Here is a 17,161-nt window from a genome sequence, read left to right as displayed (position 1 = left end):
ATGAAAATAATCATAGAATAGAATTTGAAAAGATTATTTACAAAGTAACCCAAAGTGGGTTATAGTATTTAAGGAGGTGGATATATGGAAAATATAGGAATTAAGATAAAAGAAGCTAGAAAGAAAAAAGGATTAACTCAAAGTGAATTAGCAGAAAAAATAGGGTTAACTAAACATGCTATTGCAAAGTATGAACAAGGGCAAAGAGAGCCTAACTTAAATATACTTACTAAAATAATAGATGAGCTAGAACTAGATTTTTGGACTGTATGTCCTAATATAAATGCAGAGATAGAAGCAGCTGAGCCTTATGAAGAAGGTATTAAGTTTGCAAATGAAGTATGTCATAGAGTGAATAGGAAAAAGATGGTTCAAGAATGGTTAGAAGTAACACCAAAGGAAGAAGTTCTTTATGAAGTTATAAAAGAGTGTGTAGATTTAGATATTAGCAAAAGGCTAATGAAAATAGAGGATAAAGCATACGCTAAGAAATTTGGGATATTAGATCAAGATGAACTTTTTAAACAGTATTTTTATTTCAATGGATTGAGAGAAAGTATATATAAAAAAATGGTGAAATCATTGATTGATAATATTGATGCTAATATGGAAATAGCTGAAAGTATAATAAAGAAATATTAGGGAGTTTAAGCCTTATAAAAATATAGATATAGTAAAAAAAATTTAATGAATTAACTTCATCTTCAAATCAGGAAAGTAAGTAGAACTGTTGATTTATATATCGACAGTTCTTTTTTTGTATAAAAGTGGTAAAATTTAGGATATAAATAAATATTTAAAAAGTATGTTAAAAGCAACATAGACAATATATCTAAAAAGGAGTAAATTATGCTAAATAGATTTGTAAAAGTACTAACTAACAGACCAACCACAATAACCAAACCTGTATTTACAAAGGAATTTAATAAAAACAATAAACAAATAGAAGAGTTAGAAAACTTATTACAAAAAGCTAGTGGAAAGCCTAGAGTGTTTATAGAAAATGATATAAATAAGTTAAAGTATGGATCAATAGGGGAGAATAACATTTACTATGAACTTAAAAATAGTTTCATGCCAATTGTGTGTTTACATGATGTTAGAATTGAGTATGATGCTTTAGTAGCACAAATAGACTTTGTAGTAATAACTACTAAAAATATATTTGTAATAGAATGCAAGAACTTAATAGGAGATATATCTGTAAATAATAAGGGCGAGTTTATAAGATATAAGAAAAATACATATGGAAAAGTAGTTTCAAAAGAAGGAATGTATAGTCCTATAGTTCAAAATGAAAGACATATAAATGTGTTAAAAGAATTATTAAAAGATAAGCTAGGTTATAAACAAAAATTAAAGAGAATAGAATCTTTAGTTGTTATTGCAAATCCAAAGACTGTTATTAATAAAAAATATGCACCTAAGGATATAAGTAATAAAATAATAAGATATGATCAGTTAATAAATTATATATCAGATATAGAGCAAAATAAAAAGATAGATTGGTTGTTTATAGAAGAAGATATGATGAATATATCTGATTGTTTGAAAAAATATCATAAGGATGTGGAAATTGATTATATAAGTAAATATTCACTAGACAATGAAATAGAAGATGATAAGTATGTAAAAGTTAATAATGATGATGAAATAAGATGTAGTTTAAAAGAATATAGGCTAAAGAAAAGTAATGAAGAAAATATAAAGGCCTATATGGTATTTAATAATGATACTATGGAAGAATTAATAAACTTAAAGCCAAAAAATATTCAAGAATTAGAAAAGGTAAAAGGTTTTGGACCTGTTAAGAGTAGTAAATATGGAGCAGATTTAATAAATATTATAACAAATTAAATAAATAACCATTAACGGTCATTTTTCACTAAAAAGCACTGTATATGTTGGAATAACTTGTACTCTTATGCTAAAAACTTATAAAAATAAATAGTATAATATATATAAGATTTTAAAAAAGCAGTTACAAGGGGGATTTTATGATTGAAAACTTAAAAATAGAAGACTTACCAGATTCATACAAAGACATTGCAGAAGAAATAGGAATAGACACTTTTAAAAAATTAGTAAAACTATTAGGAGGCAACTCCTTATACGTTCCAAAAGAAGCTTCTCTAACAAGACCAATTCGAGATAGAATAATAAAACAAGATTTTAATGGAGACTACAAAATTCTAGCGAGAAGATACAATATAAGCCAATCTCAAATAAGAAATATATTAGATAAACAAACAAAAGGTGTCTAAATACTAGACACCTTTTTAATATGCAAAATAAAATTATTCACTTAAATATTTAACTTTATAATCAACAAGCTCATAAGACACACACTCACATTGACTTACATACTCTAGAGTACAATTTTCTATGTGCTTATACTTTTCAAAAAAATCATCCTCAAGCAAGAGTTCTGCAGCAAACAAGTTAGCTTCTCTTTCAAAAGTCCCCCTAGTATAATAAGTATTATTACTCAAATATAAAATATTTCGACCTCTATGAAGTATGGCATGGCCAAGTTCATGTGCTGCTACCATAAGCCTTTTTTCATATGGCAAATCGCTGTTTATGTATATAAATTGAAATCCAGATCTTTCATGATAACATCCATTTAGACCACCTTTTAAAGGTGCTTCAACCAATATTATTCCCAAATCCTCAGCCAATTCAAATGGGTTTCTCGTTTTGTTTTTATCAACTAAATCTTTTATACTATATTTTATTTTATCTAAAATCCCCATATAACCCACAAATCCTTTTTATTTATTTTTCATTTCTTCTTGTTTTTTCTTGGCAATAGATAATCCTACTTCCATAGCTGAAAGCAAGCTTGAAATTGCATCCTCACTTAAACATTCCCCATCAAACATTAAAGAATTACTATTTTCAAGTTCATCTTTTATTTCTTCAATTGCTTTTTTTACATCTATAATTTCATCCTTAGTTTTAGGATCTCTTTTATCAGTTTTTCCAAATAAATAATCTATTGATACGTTAAAGTAATTTGATAATTGGTTAAGAGTATCACTTTTCGGCTCTCTTGTACCATTTTCATATCTAGAAAGTGTAACCTTAGTGGTATTTAAATCTTTTGACATTTGTTCTAATGTATAGCCTTTTTCTTTTCTTAACTCTTTTAATCTAGTAGCTAAAGTTTCCATTTGTTCACCTCTTTCAAGTATAAGTATAGTTTAAGTTACCTAAAAGTAAACTAAAGTTACCGAAAATAATAAAATATTATTGACAAGTAACCAATATGGTAATACAATTTAAATTGTAATAAGTTACCAAATTGGAAAATAAAGTGGGGTGATTTGTATTATTTATAAAAATAATTTAAAAGGTATTAGGGTAAGTAGGGGATTGACTCAAGGAGATTTAGCAAAATTAATAAATATGCCTAGGTCTACTTATATAAAAAAAGAAAATGAACAATCTTACTTTAATATAAAAGAAGCTATGAAAATATCTAATGTTTTAAATTTAAGTATTGATTATATTTTTTTAAGTGATAGTTACCAGATAGGTAAAAAGTAAATAAAGGGGGATTAAAAATGGAAATTTTCAAAAATAAAGAGTTTGGGGATTTGAGGATAATATATGTGCATGATAAGAAATATTTTGATGCTATACCAATTGCAAAAACTTTGGGATATTTAAATCCATATGATGCAGTAAATAGACATTGTAAAAAAGAGGGCGTCGTGTTTTACGAGGTAGGGGTAGAAACTGGAAAATATAGAAATGGTGATTCTACTGTACAGTTTGTAAGTAAGAAGTTTATAGATGAGGGTAATTTGTATAGGTTGATTATTAAGTCTAAGTTAAAAAAAGCAAAGAAGTTTGAAAAATGGGTTTTTGAAGAGGTAATACCTAGTATCAGAAGTCATGGGGCATATGTTGATGAAGATACGATTGAAAAAGTTTTGAATAATCCAAATTTTTTAAGTAAGTTGGTTGAAAATTTATCAAGTGAAAAGTCTAAGAGATTTGAAGCTGAGAGGAAAGTAAATTTATTAAAGGAAAATATAGTGGAGAATAAAGCTTATGTAGATTTTTCAAAAACTGTAAGTAATGTTAATGGAGCAATTAGTATCGGTTCTTTTGCTAAGCTTCTTAACAATAATGATATAAATATTGGAAGAAATAGATTGTACCATTGGTTTAGGGAAAATGGATATTTAATTAAAAGTGGTAAAGAAAAAAATAATCCAAAGCAAAAGTATATTGATAGGGGTCTTTTTAAGGTGGAGGAAAGAGTTGTTCAAACTGAGAATGGAGATAAATTAGTTATTACACCACTTATAACTGGTAAGGGTCAATTATATTTTATGGAAATTGTAGAAGAAGATTTTATACTTAATTAAGATTTTAGATTAAAAATTGTAAGGGGGAAGGTTTATGAGAAAATATTTAGATTCTAATGTGGTACATGAAACGAAGGATATGACAAGGGGTGAATGGTTAGAGGCTAGAGGTAGGGGAATTGGTGGAAGTGATGCTAGTAGTGTGCTTGGTTTTAGTCCATATAAAAGTTCAATGAGTTTGTATCTTGAAAAAGTTCGTTATGTTTCTCAAAGGATGGGTTGTGTTAATGAGATAGGGTTGAATTTAAGTGAGGATAAGGAAGAAGTTAGTTATGGGATGGAGCTTGGGAATAAGTTGGAAGAGTTTGTGGCTCGTGAGTTTAGTTTGATGACTGGGAAGAAGGTTAGAAATGTAAATGGGATTCTTAAAAATGATAAGTATCCATTTGCTTTAGCTAATATTGATAGGTCTGTTGTTGGGGAGAGAGCTTTTTTAGAGTGTAAGGTTACTAATAGTTATGGGAAGAAGAATTGGAGGAAGGAGGTTCCTATTCATTATCAGATTCAGATGGTTCATTATATGGCTGTAACTGGTGCTAGTCATTGTTATGTTGCTGCTCTTATTGGGAATGAGGAGTTGGTTATTCATAAAATTGATAGGGATGAGGAGATGGTGAGAAAGGTTATGGATTTGGAAAGATTGTTTTGGGAGGATTGTGTGATGGGTGGGAATTTGCCTGCGCCAGATGGTAGTGGTGATTATTCTAAGGTTCTTCAGGGGCTTTATAAGGAGGTTAAAAGTGAAGAACTTATTTTGTTTGAGAAGGAGTCTTTTATGGATAGGTATGATGAGCTTTGTGAGGTTTTAAAGGATTGTGAGAGGGAGAAAAAGACTATTGAACAGTATATTCAAGGTCAGATGAAGGAGTATGAGATAGCTTATCTTGGGGATAGGAGGATTACTTGGAAAACTCAAACTAGGAGCAGTTTAGATTCTAAGAGATTAAAAAAAGATTATCCAGAGATTGCACAAAAATATATGAAAACTACTACTTCAAGAGTTTTTAGGGTTTAGTTTGGGGGGGGCTTCGGTGAAGCTCGGGGGTTATGTGTTGTTTCCTTCACACGAAGTACGATGAGGCTGTACTTTAAGTGTTTCGTCAACATCACATAAACCCCTTCGCTTTCACCTTCGCCTGTTTTATATAAGACTAATTTTGGGGATGGGGTGTAAGTATGAGTAAGTTAAAAGATGAGTTAATGAAGAAGGAAGCTAAGGGTGATGGTTTGGTTGTGAGTAGGAGTTATGCTATGAAGCAGTTGTTGGTAAAGTTGAAAAGTGATATTTTGGAGGTTCTTCCAAGTAATGTTTGTTTTGAGAGTTTTCAAAAGAGTGCTTTGAGTTTGTATGGTTTGGATGAGGCTTTGCAAAGTTGTGAGTGTGGGACTTTTATTTCTGCTATGATTGAGTGCGCTAGGTTAGGGCTTGAGCCTAATAGTATTTTAGGGCAGGCTTATTTGGTTCCTGTTACTGTTGATGGTGTTAGTAAGGTTGAGTTCCAAGTTGGGTATAAGGGGCTTATTGAGTTGGCTTATAGAAGTGGTAAGTTGAGGAGTTTGTATGCTCATGAGGTTAGGGCAAATGATGAGTTTTATATTGATTATGGTTTGGAGCATAAGCTTATTCATAAGCCTTTTTTAGGTGGTGATAGGGGGGATGTTATTGGTTATTATGCGGTTTGTAAAATGGATAATATGGGATCTAGTTTTGTGTTTATGACTCGTGATGAAGTTGTAGGTCATTCTAAAAAATATAGTAGGAGTTTTGGGTGCGATTTGTGGGAGCGTGAGTTTGATGCTATGGCTAAGAAGACTGTTATAAAGAGGTTGCTTAAATATGCTCCTCTTAGTGTTGAGTTTCAAAAGTCAGTTTCGGTGGATGAGAGTGTTGGAGGTGACAGTTGTATTGGAGTTATATAGCATCTTCCTTGACTGTAAAGCCTAAAGAGATCGGCTTTAACGTTTTGTCAGATTGCTATATAACTCCAATGCAAGTTTACACATAGGTTGATAAAAATATAAAAATATAAATAAAAGAAAAGAGGAATATATTTATGGCAGTTTACAGACATATACACATAGATTTTTGGCAAGATGGTTTTGTACTTGATTTAACTCCTGAGGAGAAGTATTTTTATATGTATTTAATGACTAATAGTAAGACTAGCCAGTGTGGTATTTATGAGCTTCCTAAGAGGATTATGGAAACGGAGACCGGTTATAATAGGGAAACTGTTGAGAAGTTGATTGCTAGGTTTAAGGAGTATGGAAAGATTGTTTATTCGGAAGATACTAAGGAGATTTTTCTTTTAAATTGGATGAAGCATAATAAGGCTAATAGTCCTAAGGTTAAGAAGTGTATAGAAAAAGAATTGAGTAAGATTAAGAATAAAGAGTTTGTTGGTGTATTTTTAGATGTATGTAAAGAGATTGAATATTGTATAGATACACTATCTATAGACTATGGGGAAAAAGAAAAAGAAAAAGAAAAAGAAAAACAAAAACAAAAAGAAAAACAAAAAGAAAAATATAAAGAAAAAGATGAAAAAAATAATATAGGTATGTATGCTAAGCTTTATGAAGAGAATATAGGTCTTATTAATGGGATTGCTAGTGAGTGGCTAGTTGAAGTTAGTGAAGATATAGATGTTAGATTGTTTAAAAGAGCTTTAGATATAGCTATTGGTAATAGGTGTTGTAATCAAGGTTATGTTAATGGGATTATTAAGCAGTGGAGGAGTAATAATATTAAAAGTTTGGAGGATTTAAGTTTATATAAGTTAAGCAAGGATAAAAAGGGGGGTGTTAATTATGATAACTGTGAAAGATCAGTTGATGAAGAGGAACAAGGATTTTATAGAAAGCCAACAGAAAAGGAGCTTGAAGAGTTTAGAAAGTTCCTTGAAGAAAACACAAAGTTATAAGTGTGATAGGTGTCGTGATTTAACTTTTATATTAGATGGGGATGTTGCTGTTTCTTGTGGTTGTAGGAGTTTAAGGCAAGCTGAGCGTGTTTTGAAGTTGAGTGGGATAAGTGAGGAGTTTAGGAATAAGACTTTTGATAGTTTTAATTATGCTTATGATATGCAAACTATTGATGCTTATAGTAAGGCTTGTGGGTATTATAGTAGTTTTTTAGATATTAAGGGTAGTAGGAAAAATTCTATTATGTTTTTAGGTCAGGTGGGTTCTGGGAAAACTCATTTGTCATTAGCTATAGCTAATAAGCTTATGGATGATGGGGTTGGTGTTTTGTATATGTCGTATAGGGATGTTATAACTAGGATTAAGCAAAATATTATGGATGGGGAGGAGTATGAAAGGATTGTTGATAGGTATAAGAATGCTAAGGTTCTTTTGATTGATGATTTGTTTAAAGGGAGTGTTACGAAAAGTGATGTTAATATTGTGTTTGAGGTTGTGAATTTTAGGTATTTTAATAATTTGCCTATGATTGTAAGTTCTGAAAAGGGGGCGAGGGAGTTGTTGGATATTGATGAGGCTATTGGTAGTAGGTTAATTGAGATGAGTCGTGATTATTTGGTTGAGTTGAAGGGGAAGAAGCTTAATTTTAGGATTTATGGATAGAAGGTATGTAAGTTGATTATTTAGAATAAATAGTAGTCAAGTAAGGGAGCTTGTTTTAAAATAATTAGTATTTGATTTAATAAAAAATAATGTTAAATATAGTATAACTATGATAAAAAGCTAGATGAGTTACCAAAATTAAATGGAGACTCATCCTTTTTATATTTATTAGGAATAAATCGGGTAGATTTAAAAATATTGATTTGATTGATGAGTAAATATTTAATGATTTTACAATAAATGACAAAATACAACAAAAATAAGGTATATAATGGAAATGATAAATCATGATGATTGATAGAAATGAGTATAAGAAAGCGTAATCATATGAGTCTTTGTTTAATAGGACAAAATCAGTTTTTTATAGGTCTGGAGTAAATGTTATATATGGAGTATGGCTATTGTTTTACTCTCTTAAAGATAAATCAGTTCCTATGAAAGGGAAAGTCACTATAATAGGTGTATTGGAAATTTTTATAGTATGTATAGATTTAACAGCATAGAAAATAAATTATAAACATATTTAAACAAAGGGGATGAAGCAATGAAAAAATATATAGTTTTGACAATGTTAATGTGTTCTATATTGATGATTGGATGTACTAGTAATGATAAAACTTCTAATAAAGAAGAAAAGGCTAGTAAAATTGTATATTGTGACAAATGTGGAGGCGAAGCAAAAGAGGCAACTAAATTTTGTTCAAATTGTGGAAAAGAAGCAAAATGGTTAGCTGAAAAACCTGAAACATTAAATGTTAAGAAGGAAGATATAGAGAATAAAGATGAAAATAAAGATACAACTAAGGATGTAGAAACAGTAAAACATAGTTATAAGGATGAATATATAAATAAGCTTAACTCAACAGAAGATGGAATGAGTGACTTAGATTATCTATATGAAAATGGTACAACTGGAGAGATGGTAGAAGCAGAAGGTACAAAACTTAAGAGATGGGATAATATGTTAAATGAGATTTATAGTTTATTGAAGACTCAACTTACAGAAAGTGAAATGAATGAGCTAAAAAGTAAACAACGTAGTTGGATAGAATATAGAGATAAAACAGCAGAAAATGAAGCAAGTGAAAATATTGGAGGTACATTGTATAATGTAGTTTATAATGGTTCACTAGCTAGACTTACGAAAGAAAGATGTTATGAATTGGTTAATACATATATGAAGTAAAAATAATGCTTTGTAAAGTAATATATAATACAATTTCCAGTAAATAATAATAAAATTAAACAAGAGGATATAAATTTTGATAAAGATATTTTTACATTCCAATATACTTTATTCAGATTAATTAATGGAAATAGGATATATAAACAAAAATAATAGAAGGGGGTATCTATATGGATATAACGACACTTAATCTTATTGCTAAAATGGGTACAAGCTTAACAGAACTTGCAGTAAAAGGAACTGCCACTGCTATTCATGGAAAAATTCAATCAGTAAAATCTGAGAAGAATATAGAGACAGTTAGAAATACATATGATGAGATAATAAATCAACTTTTAGCTGAGAGGGAAGAAGCTATAACAATAGCACAAGCTTACAAAGAAGAGTTTGATAAAGTAGTGATTAGTGATGAAGATATTGAACATTTACATAATACAGTAACTAAGATAATAGAGATACTGAAATTAATGTCTCCTAATAATGGAAATATAGAAAGTTTTGAGCAGCTTAAGGAGTTAATTAGTATTGATACGTTGAAGACTATGCAACTATTAGGATTTAATTATAAATCAGCAATAGGAGAACCTTTGACAGATCTATGTGCCAATGCTATTTCTAATATAGGAAATAAGGGAAAGCAAAATAAAAGAAAGTAAAAACTACGCTCCGTTGGATGTGTAACGGAGAACAGTACCATAAGTAGGGGATAGTGATTGTATCATTAAGTATAAAAAATTGTAATAATATGGTATTATATCTATAATTAAAATTATATAGGGGTGTATTGATGTGAGTAAACCAATAGTATTTATTTCTCATATAACTGAGGAAAAAGATATTGCATTAGAATTAAAATCATTATTAGAAGATAGTTTTTTAGGTATGATGGATATATTTGTATCATCGGATGATGCTTCAATATCTGTAGGTACAAGATGGCTAGATAATATATCTAACTCTTTAGGAAACTGCTCAATAGAGTTAATATTATGTAGTCCTAAGTCAGTTCAGAGACCATGGATAAATTTTGAAGCAGGAGCAGGTTGGGTTAGAAATATACCTGTTGTACCTTTATGCCATTCAGGAATGGAACCATCAAATTTACCAGTACCGTTAAACTTGTTACAAGCAGTAAAACTTTCAGAAATTTCAGGACTAAAATTATTGTTACCTCTTCTTTCAAATGCAATAGGATCTAAAGAACCTAAAGTAGATTTCAGTGATTTTGTAAATAAGGTTAAAGAATTCGAAGAAAACTATACATTTTGGGATGAGTGTAATAACTACTTTGAAAAGCTATTAAAAATTAATCCTAACTTAGTTAATGCATTAAAGCAAGGACAAAATATACAAATTGAGTTAATGGAAAGTCAAATTAACTATTTGGAACAGCTTGTATCAGAATTTTTTGGGCCACATGATTTAATTAAATTTAAAAGGACAGGAAATACATCCATTACAAGTAGCGGCATGTTTTTTACATGTCTAATAGAGCAAACGGTCAAATTAAATAAAATATTAAATAATCCGAAATTTAAAATTAAATAATAATAAAAATAGATTTAATAAGGGTGGGATTCCTAAACTACAAGGGAACCTGTCATTTTTGTATTTGCTTGGAATGAATTGTGTAAATTTAAAGATAGTAATGTAATAAGTATAGTTGTTAAATAAAGGGGATTTTAAAATTGAAAATAGAAGAATTAGTGAAAGTAATACAAGAAAGTAGAGGGTTATTTGGGGAAAATGAGTTAGCATATCTTTCATTAACCAGTAAGAACGAATCAGCAATAAGAGATAGAATAGCATATAAGTTACACTTAGAGTTAAAGAATTCAATTGTTGCAAGGGAATACAGTATAAAAGGTATAAATTCTAGAATTGATTTAGCAGTATTAGAAGATAATGATATAAAAGATATAATTGAGCTAAAATCAATGTATACATTTGATGCAGTAGATGTATTAGATAAATTCATAGATTCAGTAAATAGAGATTTTGATAAAAATAGTATCCTAAAAAGTAACACTACAAGTCAGTTTGCTATAATAATAGGTACACATCCAAGGTCTATACCAAATGAACAGTATAAAAATTTTGTAAAATATTATAACTCAATAAAAAGATACATGAAAAAAATAAATAATAATACAGATCTAATTGATAAGATGGACAATAAAGTAAGAAATGCATTCAAACAAGATAAGTATGAAGTAAAAAATTTTACAATGTATGTAGGAAATGCATTTGAAGTAGATGTTGATATTTGTTTTTGGATAGTAGAGAAGAAATAAAAAATAAAACCGTGCTCCGTAGGGTACGGTATGGAGAACCGTATCACAAGTAAGGGATACGGTTCATTATTATTTATTAACATAAAAATTTATATAATAGTAGGTGGAATAGAATGTATAGTGTTGGACAAGTAGCTAAATTTCTAGGGGTATCTAGGGATACGTTGAAATTTTATGAGGACAAGGGATTAGTAAACCCTAAAAAAAATGCTGAAAATGGATATAGAGAATACAATCAGTTTGATATATATGATATTACAACAATAAACTTTTATAGAGAAATTGATATTGAAATTAAAAAAATTCAAGAAATAAGAAAAAATAAAAGTATAGACGATTTAGAACTTTTACTAGAAGAGAAAGAACAAGATATACTAGATGAAATAGAATATAAAAAGCTTCTTTTAAAAAAGATTCGCTTAATTAAAGAGGATTGTGAGAAAGTTAAACAATATTTGGGAAAATACACAATAAAAGAAATGAAGCCTTTAGAAGTAAAGGGTGAAATAAAAAGTGTTACTGATTATGATGAATACGAAACTTTAAGAAAGAATACACATAGCTTAAAAAATGCAGTTACATTAACCTCTTTAAGAAGAGTAATAAGCTTTAATGAAAAAGGCATGATAGGAGATAAGTTTATAATTGTAAAAGAAGTAGAAGACTTTAACAAAAACATAGAAGGTGAAGTTATTACTCATCAAAACTGTATATACACTATTATTGAAGATGGAAGATATTCAACTGATGGAGAAAATATTGATAACAAAGTGGAAGCTAGTTTAAGAAAAATAGCTATACAAAATGGATATGAACCACTTGGAGTAGTTTATGTTAACATATTGCTTACAACTTATGAAGAAGGACTTGAACGTGTATTTTTAGAAATTTATGCACCTATAAAATAATATGAAAAATCATTGACCTGGGAGTTACTCATAGGTTTAAACTCATAATATAAACAGTTACAACTTATATTATAGAAATTAAATATTAATTTGAAATGAGGAATACTTATGAGAGCATATAAAGAATTGAAAAGACCTATAGCAAGTTTTATTATTCTAACAAATATAATTTTTTTACCACTTTTTTTATTAGTAGGAGCAACTATAATGTTAGGACTCCCAACAGTAGTATTTGATATTGCTTTATGTATAGCATCTTGGTCATCAACATTTGCATTTATGATATTATTTAAAAGAATTTATCCAGGTCAAAGTTTTATAGCATATGTAAAAGATAGGTTTAAAAATAAAATTAAATTTTCAATAGTAACTGTAGTTATTAGTATACAAGTTTTAATAGCTGTAGCAGTTATATTTATAATAACATCTAAAAATAATGGAATGATACCTAGCTTTACAATTTCATCATTAGGGATGTTTATATACTTATTCTTTAAAAATTTATTTGCAGGACCATTAGGTGAAGAATTAGGTTGGAGAGGATTTGCTCAAAATGAACTTCAAAAGAAGCATTCTCCTTTAAAAGCATCAATAATAATAGGTTTTTGGTGGGGGATATGGCATTTACCAATATGGTTTACAACAGGATTTACGGGAATTAATTTGATAAAATATATTACATTTTTTATGATTGCGGTTATATCAATTAGTATTATGATTACAGTTTTTTATAATTTAAATAAGAATTTGTTAGTTCCTATTATGATACATCAACTATTTAACTTTTTAATTGGGATAATTAGCGGGGACTTAATAGAACTTATAAAATACTATGCAATATTATATTTAGTAGTGGCAATTGTACTAATCGTTATAAATCCAAGAAAGGCACTCTATGGAAATATTCGAGACCCGTTTGAGGTGTAACGGAGAAACTTGTCACAAGTAAGGTTGACTTTTAGCCCTAGGCATTAATACATATTGCATAGGGCTATTTTTTATATACTAATTGACCTAAACACCAAAGCAAATTTCAAACTTAATCCCCAAACACATTTTTCAGTTACCAGTTACAATTAGCTAAATTATAATGTATAATAAACTTAAAATATTAACATAAATGCATAGTATATATAGATAGGTATGTTAAATATAAGAAAAATAATCTGGAGGCAAAAAAATGGATAAAAAAGATTTTTCTAATTTAGAAGATCAAATTATGTCTACAGTTAGCAATGCACTTAAAGCAATAGATTTTGCTAATTTGAAAAAAGATATTAACCACAAAAAAGAGGACACCATAAACCAATTTAAATCAAAGTTTAATGGATATAGTGAAAAATATATGAGCTTAAATAAAAAATCTAAAAATCATGTATCAACATATATTAGCAAAAAACCAGCTGGAAATGTATCATCAATACTTTATATAGTATTTGGCTTGGGTGGGAGTTTAATCTATGGTTCTTCATTATTGATATTTCTAATATTTAAAATGTTATTTAATGGTGTTGCTATAATAGGTAGCAGTATTATGTTTGGAGTGGCACTTTTATTATTTGTAGTAAGTATAGGCTTATTATTAAGAGGAATAACTTTAAGAAAAAGAGTAAAGCGTTTTAAAAAATACGTAAGATTTATTGACGACAATAATTATTTCTTAATTAATGACCTAGCGAAATTTTCTAAAGAAAAACAAAGTTTTGTTGTCAAAGACCTAAGCAAAATGATTGACTTAGGCATGTTTTTAGAAGGTCATATAGATGAAGAAAAAACTTATTTCATGTTAAATGATGAAGTCTATAATGATTACGTAAACTTAAAAAAACAACAAATAGCTAAAGAAATCAACAATGAAAAATTAAATGAAGAAATATATGACTCAGAAAAAGATGAAATAGAATCAACAATTAAAATAGGAAGAAATTATATTCAACAAATAAAAAATATAAGAAATGATCTTTATAAAGAAGAAATAGCTGTAAAGTTAGATAAATTAGGAAACATTGCAAACCAAATCCTTACTCAGGTTGAAAAGAATCCTAAAAAAATACAAGAAGTTAATAAATTTATAAATCATTATCTTCCTATTACTATAAAATTAATTAGTTCATACAAAGATATGAACAATCAATCAGTTAAGGGCGATAACATAGAAAATGCTAAAATTGAAATTGAAAAAAGTATAGATCTTATTAACAGCGCTTTTGAAAATTTATTAGATGATTTATTTGAAGATGTTGTTTTAGATATTTCTACAGATATTTCTGTTCTTAAAACATTATTTAAACAAGAGGGATTAGCAGAAGAAGATTTTAAAAAGTAAGTTTCAAACAAAAGGGAGGCATAAAAAAATGAGTGATGAATTCAAAGAAGAGTTTACTGACATAAAACCAGAATTAACTTTTGAACCATTTAAAGAAGAACTTGATGTAAAAATAAAAGAAGAAAAAGTAGAAGAAAAAATAATTGATGAAATCCAACTTACAGAAGAAGAGAAAAAAATAGTTGATCAATTTGTAGATAAAATAGAGATAAATAACTCAAATTCCATTTTACAATATGGAGTAGGTGCTCAAAAGAAAATTTCTGATTTTTCACAATCAGCACTAAACAATGTAAAAACTAAAGATTTAGGTGAAATTGGGGAAATACTATCTAGTGTAGTTCATGAATTAAAGAACTTTGAAGAATCGGAAGAGAAAAAAGGAATTTTAGGTTTCTTTAAAAAAAGCAAAGACAAGATTTCACAAATGAAAATAAAATATGAAGATGTAGATAGCAATATTGGGAAAATGTGTAATATACTTGAAACACATCAAATACAGCTTTTAAAAGATATTGCTATGCTAGATAAGATGTATGAAATAAATAAAGCATATTTTAAAGAGCTTTCTATGTATATCTTAGCTGGAAAAAAGAAACTTCAAAAATTAGAAAAGGAAGAACTTCCTAAACTACAAGAAAAAGCAAAAAATAGCGGGAATCCTCAAGATGCTCAAGAATTAAATGATTTTATTGCTCTTTGTAATCGCTTTGAAAAGAAAATTCATGATTTAGAATTAACTAAAATGATTTCATTACAAATGGCTCCTCAAATTCGTTTAATTCAAAATAATGATTCATTAATGTCTGAAAAAATACAATCTACAATTATAAACACTATTCCACTTTGGAAAAGTCAAATAGTATTAGCACTTGGAGTTGCACATGCTGCTGATGCTGCAAGAGTTCAAAGAGAAGTAACAGACATGACAAATGAACTTTTACGTAAAAATGCAGAAATATTAAAAACATCAACTATAGAAACTGCAAAAGAGTCTGAAAGAGGAATTGTTGATATTGAAACACTTAGAACTACTAATGAGTCATTAATTTCAACTCTTGACGAAATACTTAATATACAAACAGAAGGACGTCAAAAACGTAGAGAAGCTGAAGCAGAATTAATAAATATTGAAAATCAATTAAAAAATAAGCTTTTAGATTTTAAATATTAGTATAAAATTTCATTTAAGAAGCACTATTCTTAGAGGATAGTGCTTTTTATTTTAAGTGAGGGTTAATTTATGAATAAATTAATGTTTTTAGGAAGAGGATCTGGTTACCATTGTAAAGAAGCTAACACATCAGCATATATTAAAGAAAACGAAACATTATTATTAATTGATTGTGGAGAAACAGTATTTAAGCAAATTTTACAAAAAAACTTAATGAATGGAGTTAAACAAGTGCATATATTAATAACACATATGCACTCAGACCATATAGGATCACTTGGTGGATTTATTGGGTTTTGCTTTTGGAAATATAAAATAACATCAAAAGTATATTTTAATGAAAAAGATAAAATTAAATTGTTTTTAGAGTTATTAGGATTAAGGGAAAATAAAGAATTTGAAGTACTAGATCCAAATAATAAAAGAATTGAAAATTTGAGATTAAATATAAAATGCAAATTAACTAAACATGTTAGTACACTTAATTCTTACTCATATATTTTAAAATTTGACACAAGTAATGATATTTTTTACAGTGGAGACTCTTGTGAAATCAATATTAATATAGTTAAATATTTAAATGAAGGTAATATAATATATCATGATGCATGTGTAAATGACTCAAAAGACAATGTTCACACATCATTAAAAAAGTTAAGTGAATTAGTACCTAAAGAACATAGAAAACAAGTTTACTGCATTCACATTGATGGAGAAAATTTCATTGACCAAGCACAGAAACTAGGATTTAATGTAGTAGATATAATATAAGTGCAAATATAGAGTATATAACAAAATACAAAAAAGACAGGTTATTAAAACCTGTCTTTTAAATATTAGGATTATACTAAAAAACATCTATTTAACCCTCATAACATTAATATTTTTACTCAAATCATTAATACTATCAGATAAAGTCTGAAGCTTACCCTCTATACGAATTAGCAAATACATACTAAGAGCAATAGGGAAACCAACAGAAGCTATAAGTGTTTGGATTTCTGAATTCATAAAAATACCTCCTCTCTCACAATATCCACAAAAAAAGTAGTACAGAAAAAGGCGAAGGTATGGAATTTAGAGATTGTTGAAGAAGCACTTAAAGACCGTTTCTTGGTCTTTGTGCGGATGAAACAACTCTAAATCCCATACCGAAGCCAACTCTGTACTACTACACAACTAAATCAAATTCAGTAGTATCTGTTACAACTATTTTAGCTTCAACAGCTTCCACTATATCAGCATCATTAGGAGCAAATATATTTTTCTCAACTATCATACTCATAACAGCCTTTATCTCAGC

The 17,161-nt window shown here is 28.4% G+C and carries 22 protein-coding genes; 18 read left to right on the top strand and 4 right to left on the bottom strand.

The genetic code is table 11. The annotated features are described in order from the left end of the window. Positions 1-84 precede the first annotated feature (84 nt). The 3 genes from ACRCYC_RS08975 to ACRCYC_RS08965 all read left to right on the top strand — a co-directional run bounded on the left by ACRCYC_RS08975 (position 85) and on the right by ACRCYC_RS08965 (position 2,264). The gene (locus ACRCYC_RS08975; protein WP_438618778.1) at positions 85-642 is read left to right on the top strand and encodes a helix-turn-helix domain-containing protein; all 558 of its coding nucleotides are present in this window, start codon (positions 85-87) and stop codon (positions 640-642) included. A 207-nt stretch (positions 643-849) separates the two neighbouring features. Next, a complete protein-coding gene (locus ACRCYC_RS08970) occupies positions 850-1,857 on the top strand; it encodes an NERD domain-containing protein (protein WP_438618777.1) in 1,008 nt (335 codons plus the stop codon). 140 nt (positions 1,858-1,997) lie between these two features. Then, positions 1,998-2,264: a Mor transcription activator family protein gene (locus ACRCYC_RS08965; RefSeq protein WP_438618776.1), complete on the top strand. Its 267-nt coding sequence runs from the start codon at positions 1,998-2,000 to the stop codon at positions 2,262-2,264. A 33-nt stretch (positions 2,265-2,297) separates the two neighbouring features. Here ACRCYC_RS08965 and ACRCYC_RS08960 read toward each other — a convergent pair whose 3' ends face one another. Both ACRCYC_RS08960 and ACRCYC_RS08955 read right to left on the bottom strand, forming a co-directional pair. Beyond that, positions 2,298-2,756 carry an ImmA/IrrE family metallo-endopeptidase gene (locus ACRCYC_RS08960; RefSeq protein WP_438618775.1) on the bottom strand — a complete coding sequence of 153 codons (459 nt, stop codon included), beginning with the start codon at positions 2,754-2,756 and terminating at the stop codon, positions 2,298-2,300. A gap of 18 nt (positions 2,757-2,774) precedes the next feature. After that, positions 2,775-3,176 carry a helix-turn-helix domain-containing protein gene (locus ACRCYC_RS08955; RefSeq protein WP_438618774.1) on the bottom strand — a complete coding sequence of 134 codons (402 nt, stop codon included), beginning with the start codon at positions 3,174-3,176 and terminating at the stop codon, positions 2,775-2,777. Between the two features lie 148 nt (positions 3,177-3,324). Between ACRCYC_RS08955 and ACRCYC_RS08950 the strand changes: the two genes are divergently transcribed. The 15 genes from ACRCYC_RS08950 (at position 3,325) to ACRCYC_RS08880 (ending at position 16,629) form a co-directional block, all read left to right on the top strand. Continuing rightward, on the top strand, positions 3,325-3,552 hold the full coding sequence (locus tag ACRCYC_RS08950; RefSeq protein ID WP_438618773.1) for a helix-turn-helix transcriptional regulator: 228 nt from the start codon (positions 3,325-3,327) through the stop codon (positions 3,550-3,552). A 17-nt stretch (positions 3,553-3,569) separates the two neighbouring features. After that, a complete protein-coding gene (locus tag ACRCYC_RS08945) occupies positions 3,570-4,382 on the top strand; it encodes a phage antirepressor KilAC domain-containing protein (protein ID WP_438618772.1) in 813 nt (270 codons plus the stop codon). A gap of 34 nt (positions 4,383-4,416) precedes the next feature. Further along, positions 4,417-5,397, top strand: coding sequence for a YqaJ viral recombinase family protein (locus tag ACRCYC_RS08940; RefSeq protein WP_438618771.1), 981 nt, complete (start codon positions 4,417-4,419; stop codon positions 5,395-5,397). Positions 5,398-5,558: 161 nt separating this feature from the next. Further along, positions 5,559-6,302, top strand: a complete 744-nt coding sequence (locus tag ACRCYC_RS08935) for a recombinase RecT (protein WP_438618770.1) — start codon at positions 5,559-5,561, stop codon at positions 6,300-6,302. 134 nt (positions 6,303-6,436) lie between these two features. Continuing rightward, complete coding sequence (locus ACRCYC_RS08930) at positions 6,437-7,306, top strand: DnaD domain protein (protein ID WP_438618769.1); 870 nt, start codon at positions 6,437-6,439, stop codon at positions 7,304-7,306. Next, positions 7,284-7,970 (top strand): ATP-binding protein, encoded by a 687-nt coding sequence (locus ACRCYC_RS08925; RefSeq protein WP_438618768.1) that lies wholly within the window; start codon positions 7,284-7,286, stop codon positions 7,968-7,970. The genes ACRCYC_RS08930 and ACRCYC_RS08925 overlap by 23 nt, the downstream gene beginning before the upstream one ends. Positions 7,971-8,514: 544 nt before the next feature. After that, positions 8,515-9,156 (top strand): lysozyme inhibitor LprI family protein, encoded by a 642-nt coding sequence (locus ACRCYC_RS08920; RefSeq protein ID WP_438618767.1) that lies wholly within the window; start codon positions 8,515-8,517, stop codon positions 9,154-9,156. A gap of 170 nt (positions 9,157-9,326) precedes the next feature. Then, on the top strand, positions 9,327-9,812 hold the full coding sequence (locus tag ACRCYC_RS08915) for a hypothetical protein (RefSeq protein ID WP_438618765.1): 486 nt from the start codon (positions 9,327-9,329) through the stop codon (positions 9,810-9,812). Positions 9,813-9,945: 133 nt separating this feature from the next. Next, complete coding sequence (locus ACRCYC_RS08910; RefSeq protein WP_438618764.1) at positions 9,946-10,704, top strand: toll/interleukin-1 receptor domain-containing protein; 759 nt, start codon at positions 9,946-9,948, stop codon at positions 10,702-10,704. A 140-nt stretch (positions 10,705-10,844) separates the two neighbouring features. Then, positions 10,845-11,450, top strand: coding sequence for a hypothetical protein (locus tag ACRCYC_RS08905; protein ID WP_438618763.1), 606 nt, complete (start codon positions 10,845-10,847; stop codon positions 11,448-11,450). A gap of 113 nt (positions 11,451-11,563) precedes the next feature. Continuing rightward, on the top strand, positions 11,564-12,358 hold the full coding sequence (locus ACRCYC_RS08900) for a MerR family transcriptional regulator (protein ID WP_438618762.1): 795 nt from the start codon (positions 11,564-11,566) through the stop codon (positions 12,356-12,358). A gap of 108 nt (positions 12,359-12,466) precedes the next feature. Continuing rightward, positions 12,467-13,285, top strand: a complete 819-nt coding sequence (locus tag ACRCYC_RS08895; RefSeq protein ID WP_438618761.1) for a lysostaphin resistance A-like protein — start codon at positions 12,467-12,469, stop codon at positions 13,283-13,285. Between the two features lie 253 nt (positions 13,286-13,538). Then, on the top strand, positions 13,539-14,684 hold the full coding sequence (locus ACRCYC_RS08890) for a 5-bromo-4-chloroindolyl phosphate hydrolysis family protein (RefSeq protein WP_438618760.1): 1,146 nt from the start codon (positions 13,539-13,541) through the stop codon (positions 14,682-14,684). 28 nt (positions 14,685-14,712) lie between these two features. Further along, a complete protein-coding gene (locus tag ACRCYC_RS08885; protein WP_438618759.1) occupies positions 14,713-15,858 on the top strand; it encodes a toxic anion resistance protein in 1,146 nt (381 codons plus the stop codon). 69 nt (positions 15,859-15,927) lie between these two features. Next, the gene (locus ACRCYC_RS08880; RefSeq protein ID WP_438618758.1) at positions 15,928-16,629 is read left to right on the top strand and encodes an MBL fold metallo-hydrolase; all 702 of its coding nucleotides are present in this window, start codon (positions 15,928-15,930) and stop codon (positions 16,627-16,629) included. An 87-nt stretch (positions 16,630-16,716) separates the two neighbouring features. Here ACRCYC_RS08880 and ACRCYC_RS08875 read toward each other — a convergent pair whose 3' ends face one another. Together ACRCYC_RS08875 and ACRCYC_RS08870 are read right to left on the bottom strand one after the other, a co-directional pair. Beyond that, positions 16,717-16,869, bottom strand: a complete 153-nt coding sequence (locus tag ACRCYC_RS08875) for a YvrJ family protein (protein WP_438618757.1) — start codon at positions 16,867-16,869, stop codon at positions 16,717-16,719. Positions 16,870-17,029: 160 nt separating this feature from the next. Beyond that, positions 17,030-17,155, bottom strand: coding sequence for a DUF2922 family protein (locus ACRCYC_RS08870; RefSeq protein ID WP_438618816.1), 126 nt, complete (start codon positions 17,153-17,155; stop codon positions 17,030-17,032). Positions 17,156-17,161 lie beyond the last annotated feature (6 nt).

Source organism: Paraclostridium sp., assembly GCF_051657365.1.
Lineage (GTDB): Bacteria > Bacillota > Clostridia > Peptostreptococcales > Peptostreptococcaceae > Paraclostridium.
The sequence above is the reverse complement of the archived record's forward strand: the minus strand, read 5'-3'. Positions and strand labels throughout refer to the sequence as shown.

Excerpts from the sequence above, each read along its gene's own strand:
- ACRCYC_RS08920 (WP_438618767.1), top strand. The coding sequence starts at position 8,515 with ATGAAAAAATATATAGTTTTGACAATGTTAATGTGTTCTATATTGATG.
- ACRCYC_RS08900 (WP_438618762.1), top strand. The coding sequence starts at position 11,564 with ATGTATAGTGTTGGACAAGTAGCTAAATTTCTAGGGGTATCTAGGGAT.
- ACRCYC_RS08935 (WP_438618770.1), top strand. The coding sequence starts at position 5,559 with ATGAGTAAGTTAAAAGATGAGTTAATGAAGAAGGAAGCTAAGGGTGAT.
- ACRCYC_RS08930 (WP_438618769.1), top strand. The coding sequence starts at position 6,437 with ATGGCAGTTTACAGACATATACACATAGATTTTTGGCAAGATGGTTTT.
- ACRCYC_RS08875 (WP_438618757.1), bottom strand. The coding sequence starts at position 16,869 with ATGAATTCAGAAATCCAAACACTTATAGCTTCTGTTGGTTTCCCTATT.
- ACRCYC_RS08945 (WP_438618772.1), top strand. The coding sequence starts at position 3,570 with ATGGAAATTTTCAAAAATAAAGAGTTTGGGGATTTGAGGATAATATAT.
- ACRCYC_RS08895 (WP_438618761.1), top strand. The coding sequence starts at position 12,467 with ATGAGAGCATATAAAGAATTGAAAAGACCTATAGCAAGTTTTATTATT.
- ACRCYC_RS08960 (WP_438618775.1), bottom strand. The coding sequence starts at position 2,756 with ATGGGGATTTTAGATAAAATAAAATATAGTATAAAAGATTTAGTTGAT.
- ACRCYC_RS08955 (WP_438618774.1), bottom strand. The coding sequence starts at position 3,176 with ATGGAAACTTTAGCTACTAGATTAAAAGAGTTAAGAAAAGAAAAAGGC.
- ACRCYC_RS08965 (WP_438618776.1), top strand. The coding sequence starts at position 1,998 with ATGATTGAAAACTTAAAAATAGAAGACTTACCAGATTCATACAAAGAC.
- ACRCYC_RS08885 (WP_438618759.1), top strand. The coding sequence starts at position 14,713 with ATGAGTGATGAATTCAAAGAAGAGTTTACTGACATAAAACCAGAATTA.
- ACRCYC_RS08890 (WP_438618760.1), top strand. The coding sequence starts at position 13,539 with ATGGATAAAAAAGATTTTTCTAATTTAGAAGATCAAATTATGTCTACA.
- ACRCYC_RS08880 (WP_438618758.1), top strand. The coding sequence starts at position 15,928 with ATGAATAAATTAATGTTTTTAGGAAGAGGATCTGGTTACCATTGTAAA.
- ACRCYC_RS08975 (WP_438618778.1), top strand. The coding sequence starts at position 85 with ATGGAAAATATAGGAATTAAGATAAAAGAAGCTAGAAAGAAAAAAGGA.
- ACRCYC_RS08915 (WP_438618765.1), top strand. The coding sequence starts at position 9,327 with ATGGATATAACGACACTTAATCTTATTGCTAAAATGGGTACAAGCTTA.
- ACRCYC_RS08940 (WP_438618771.1), top strand. The coding sequence starts at position 4,417 with ATGAGAAAATATTTAGATTCTAATGTGGTACATGAAACGAAGGATATG.
- ACRCYC_RS08970 (WP_438618777.1), top strand. The coding sequence starts at position 850 with ATGCTAAATAGATTTGTAAAAGTACTAACTAACAGACCAACCACAATA.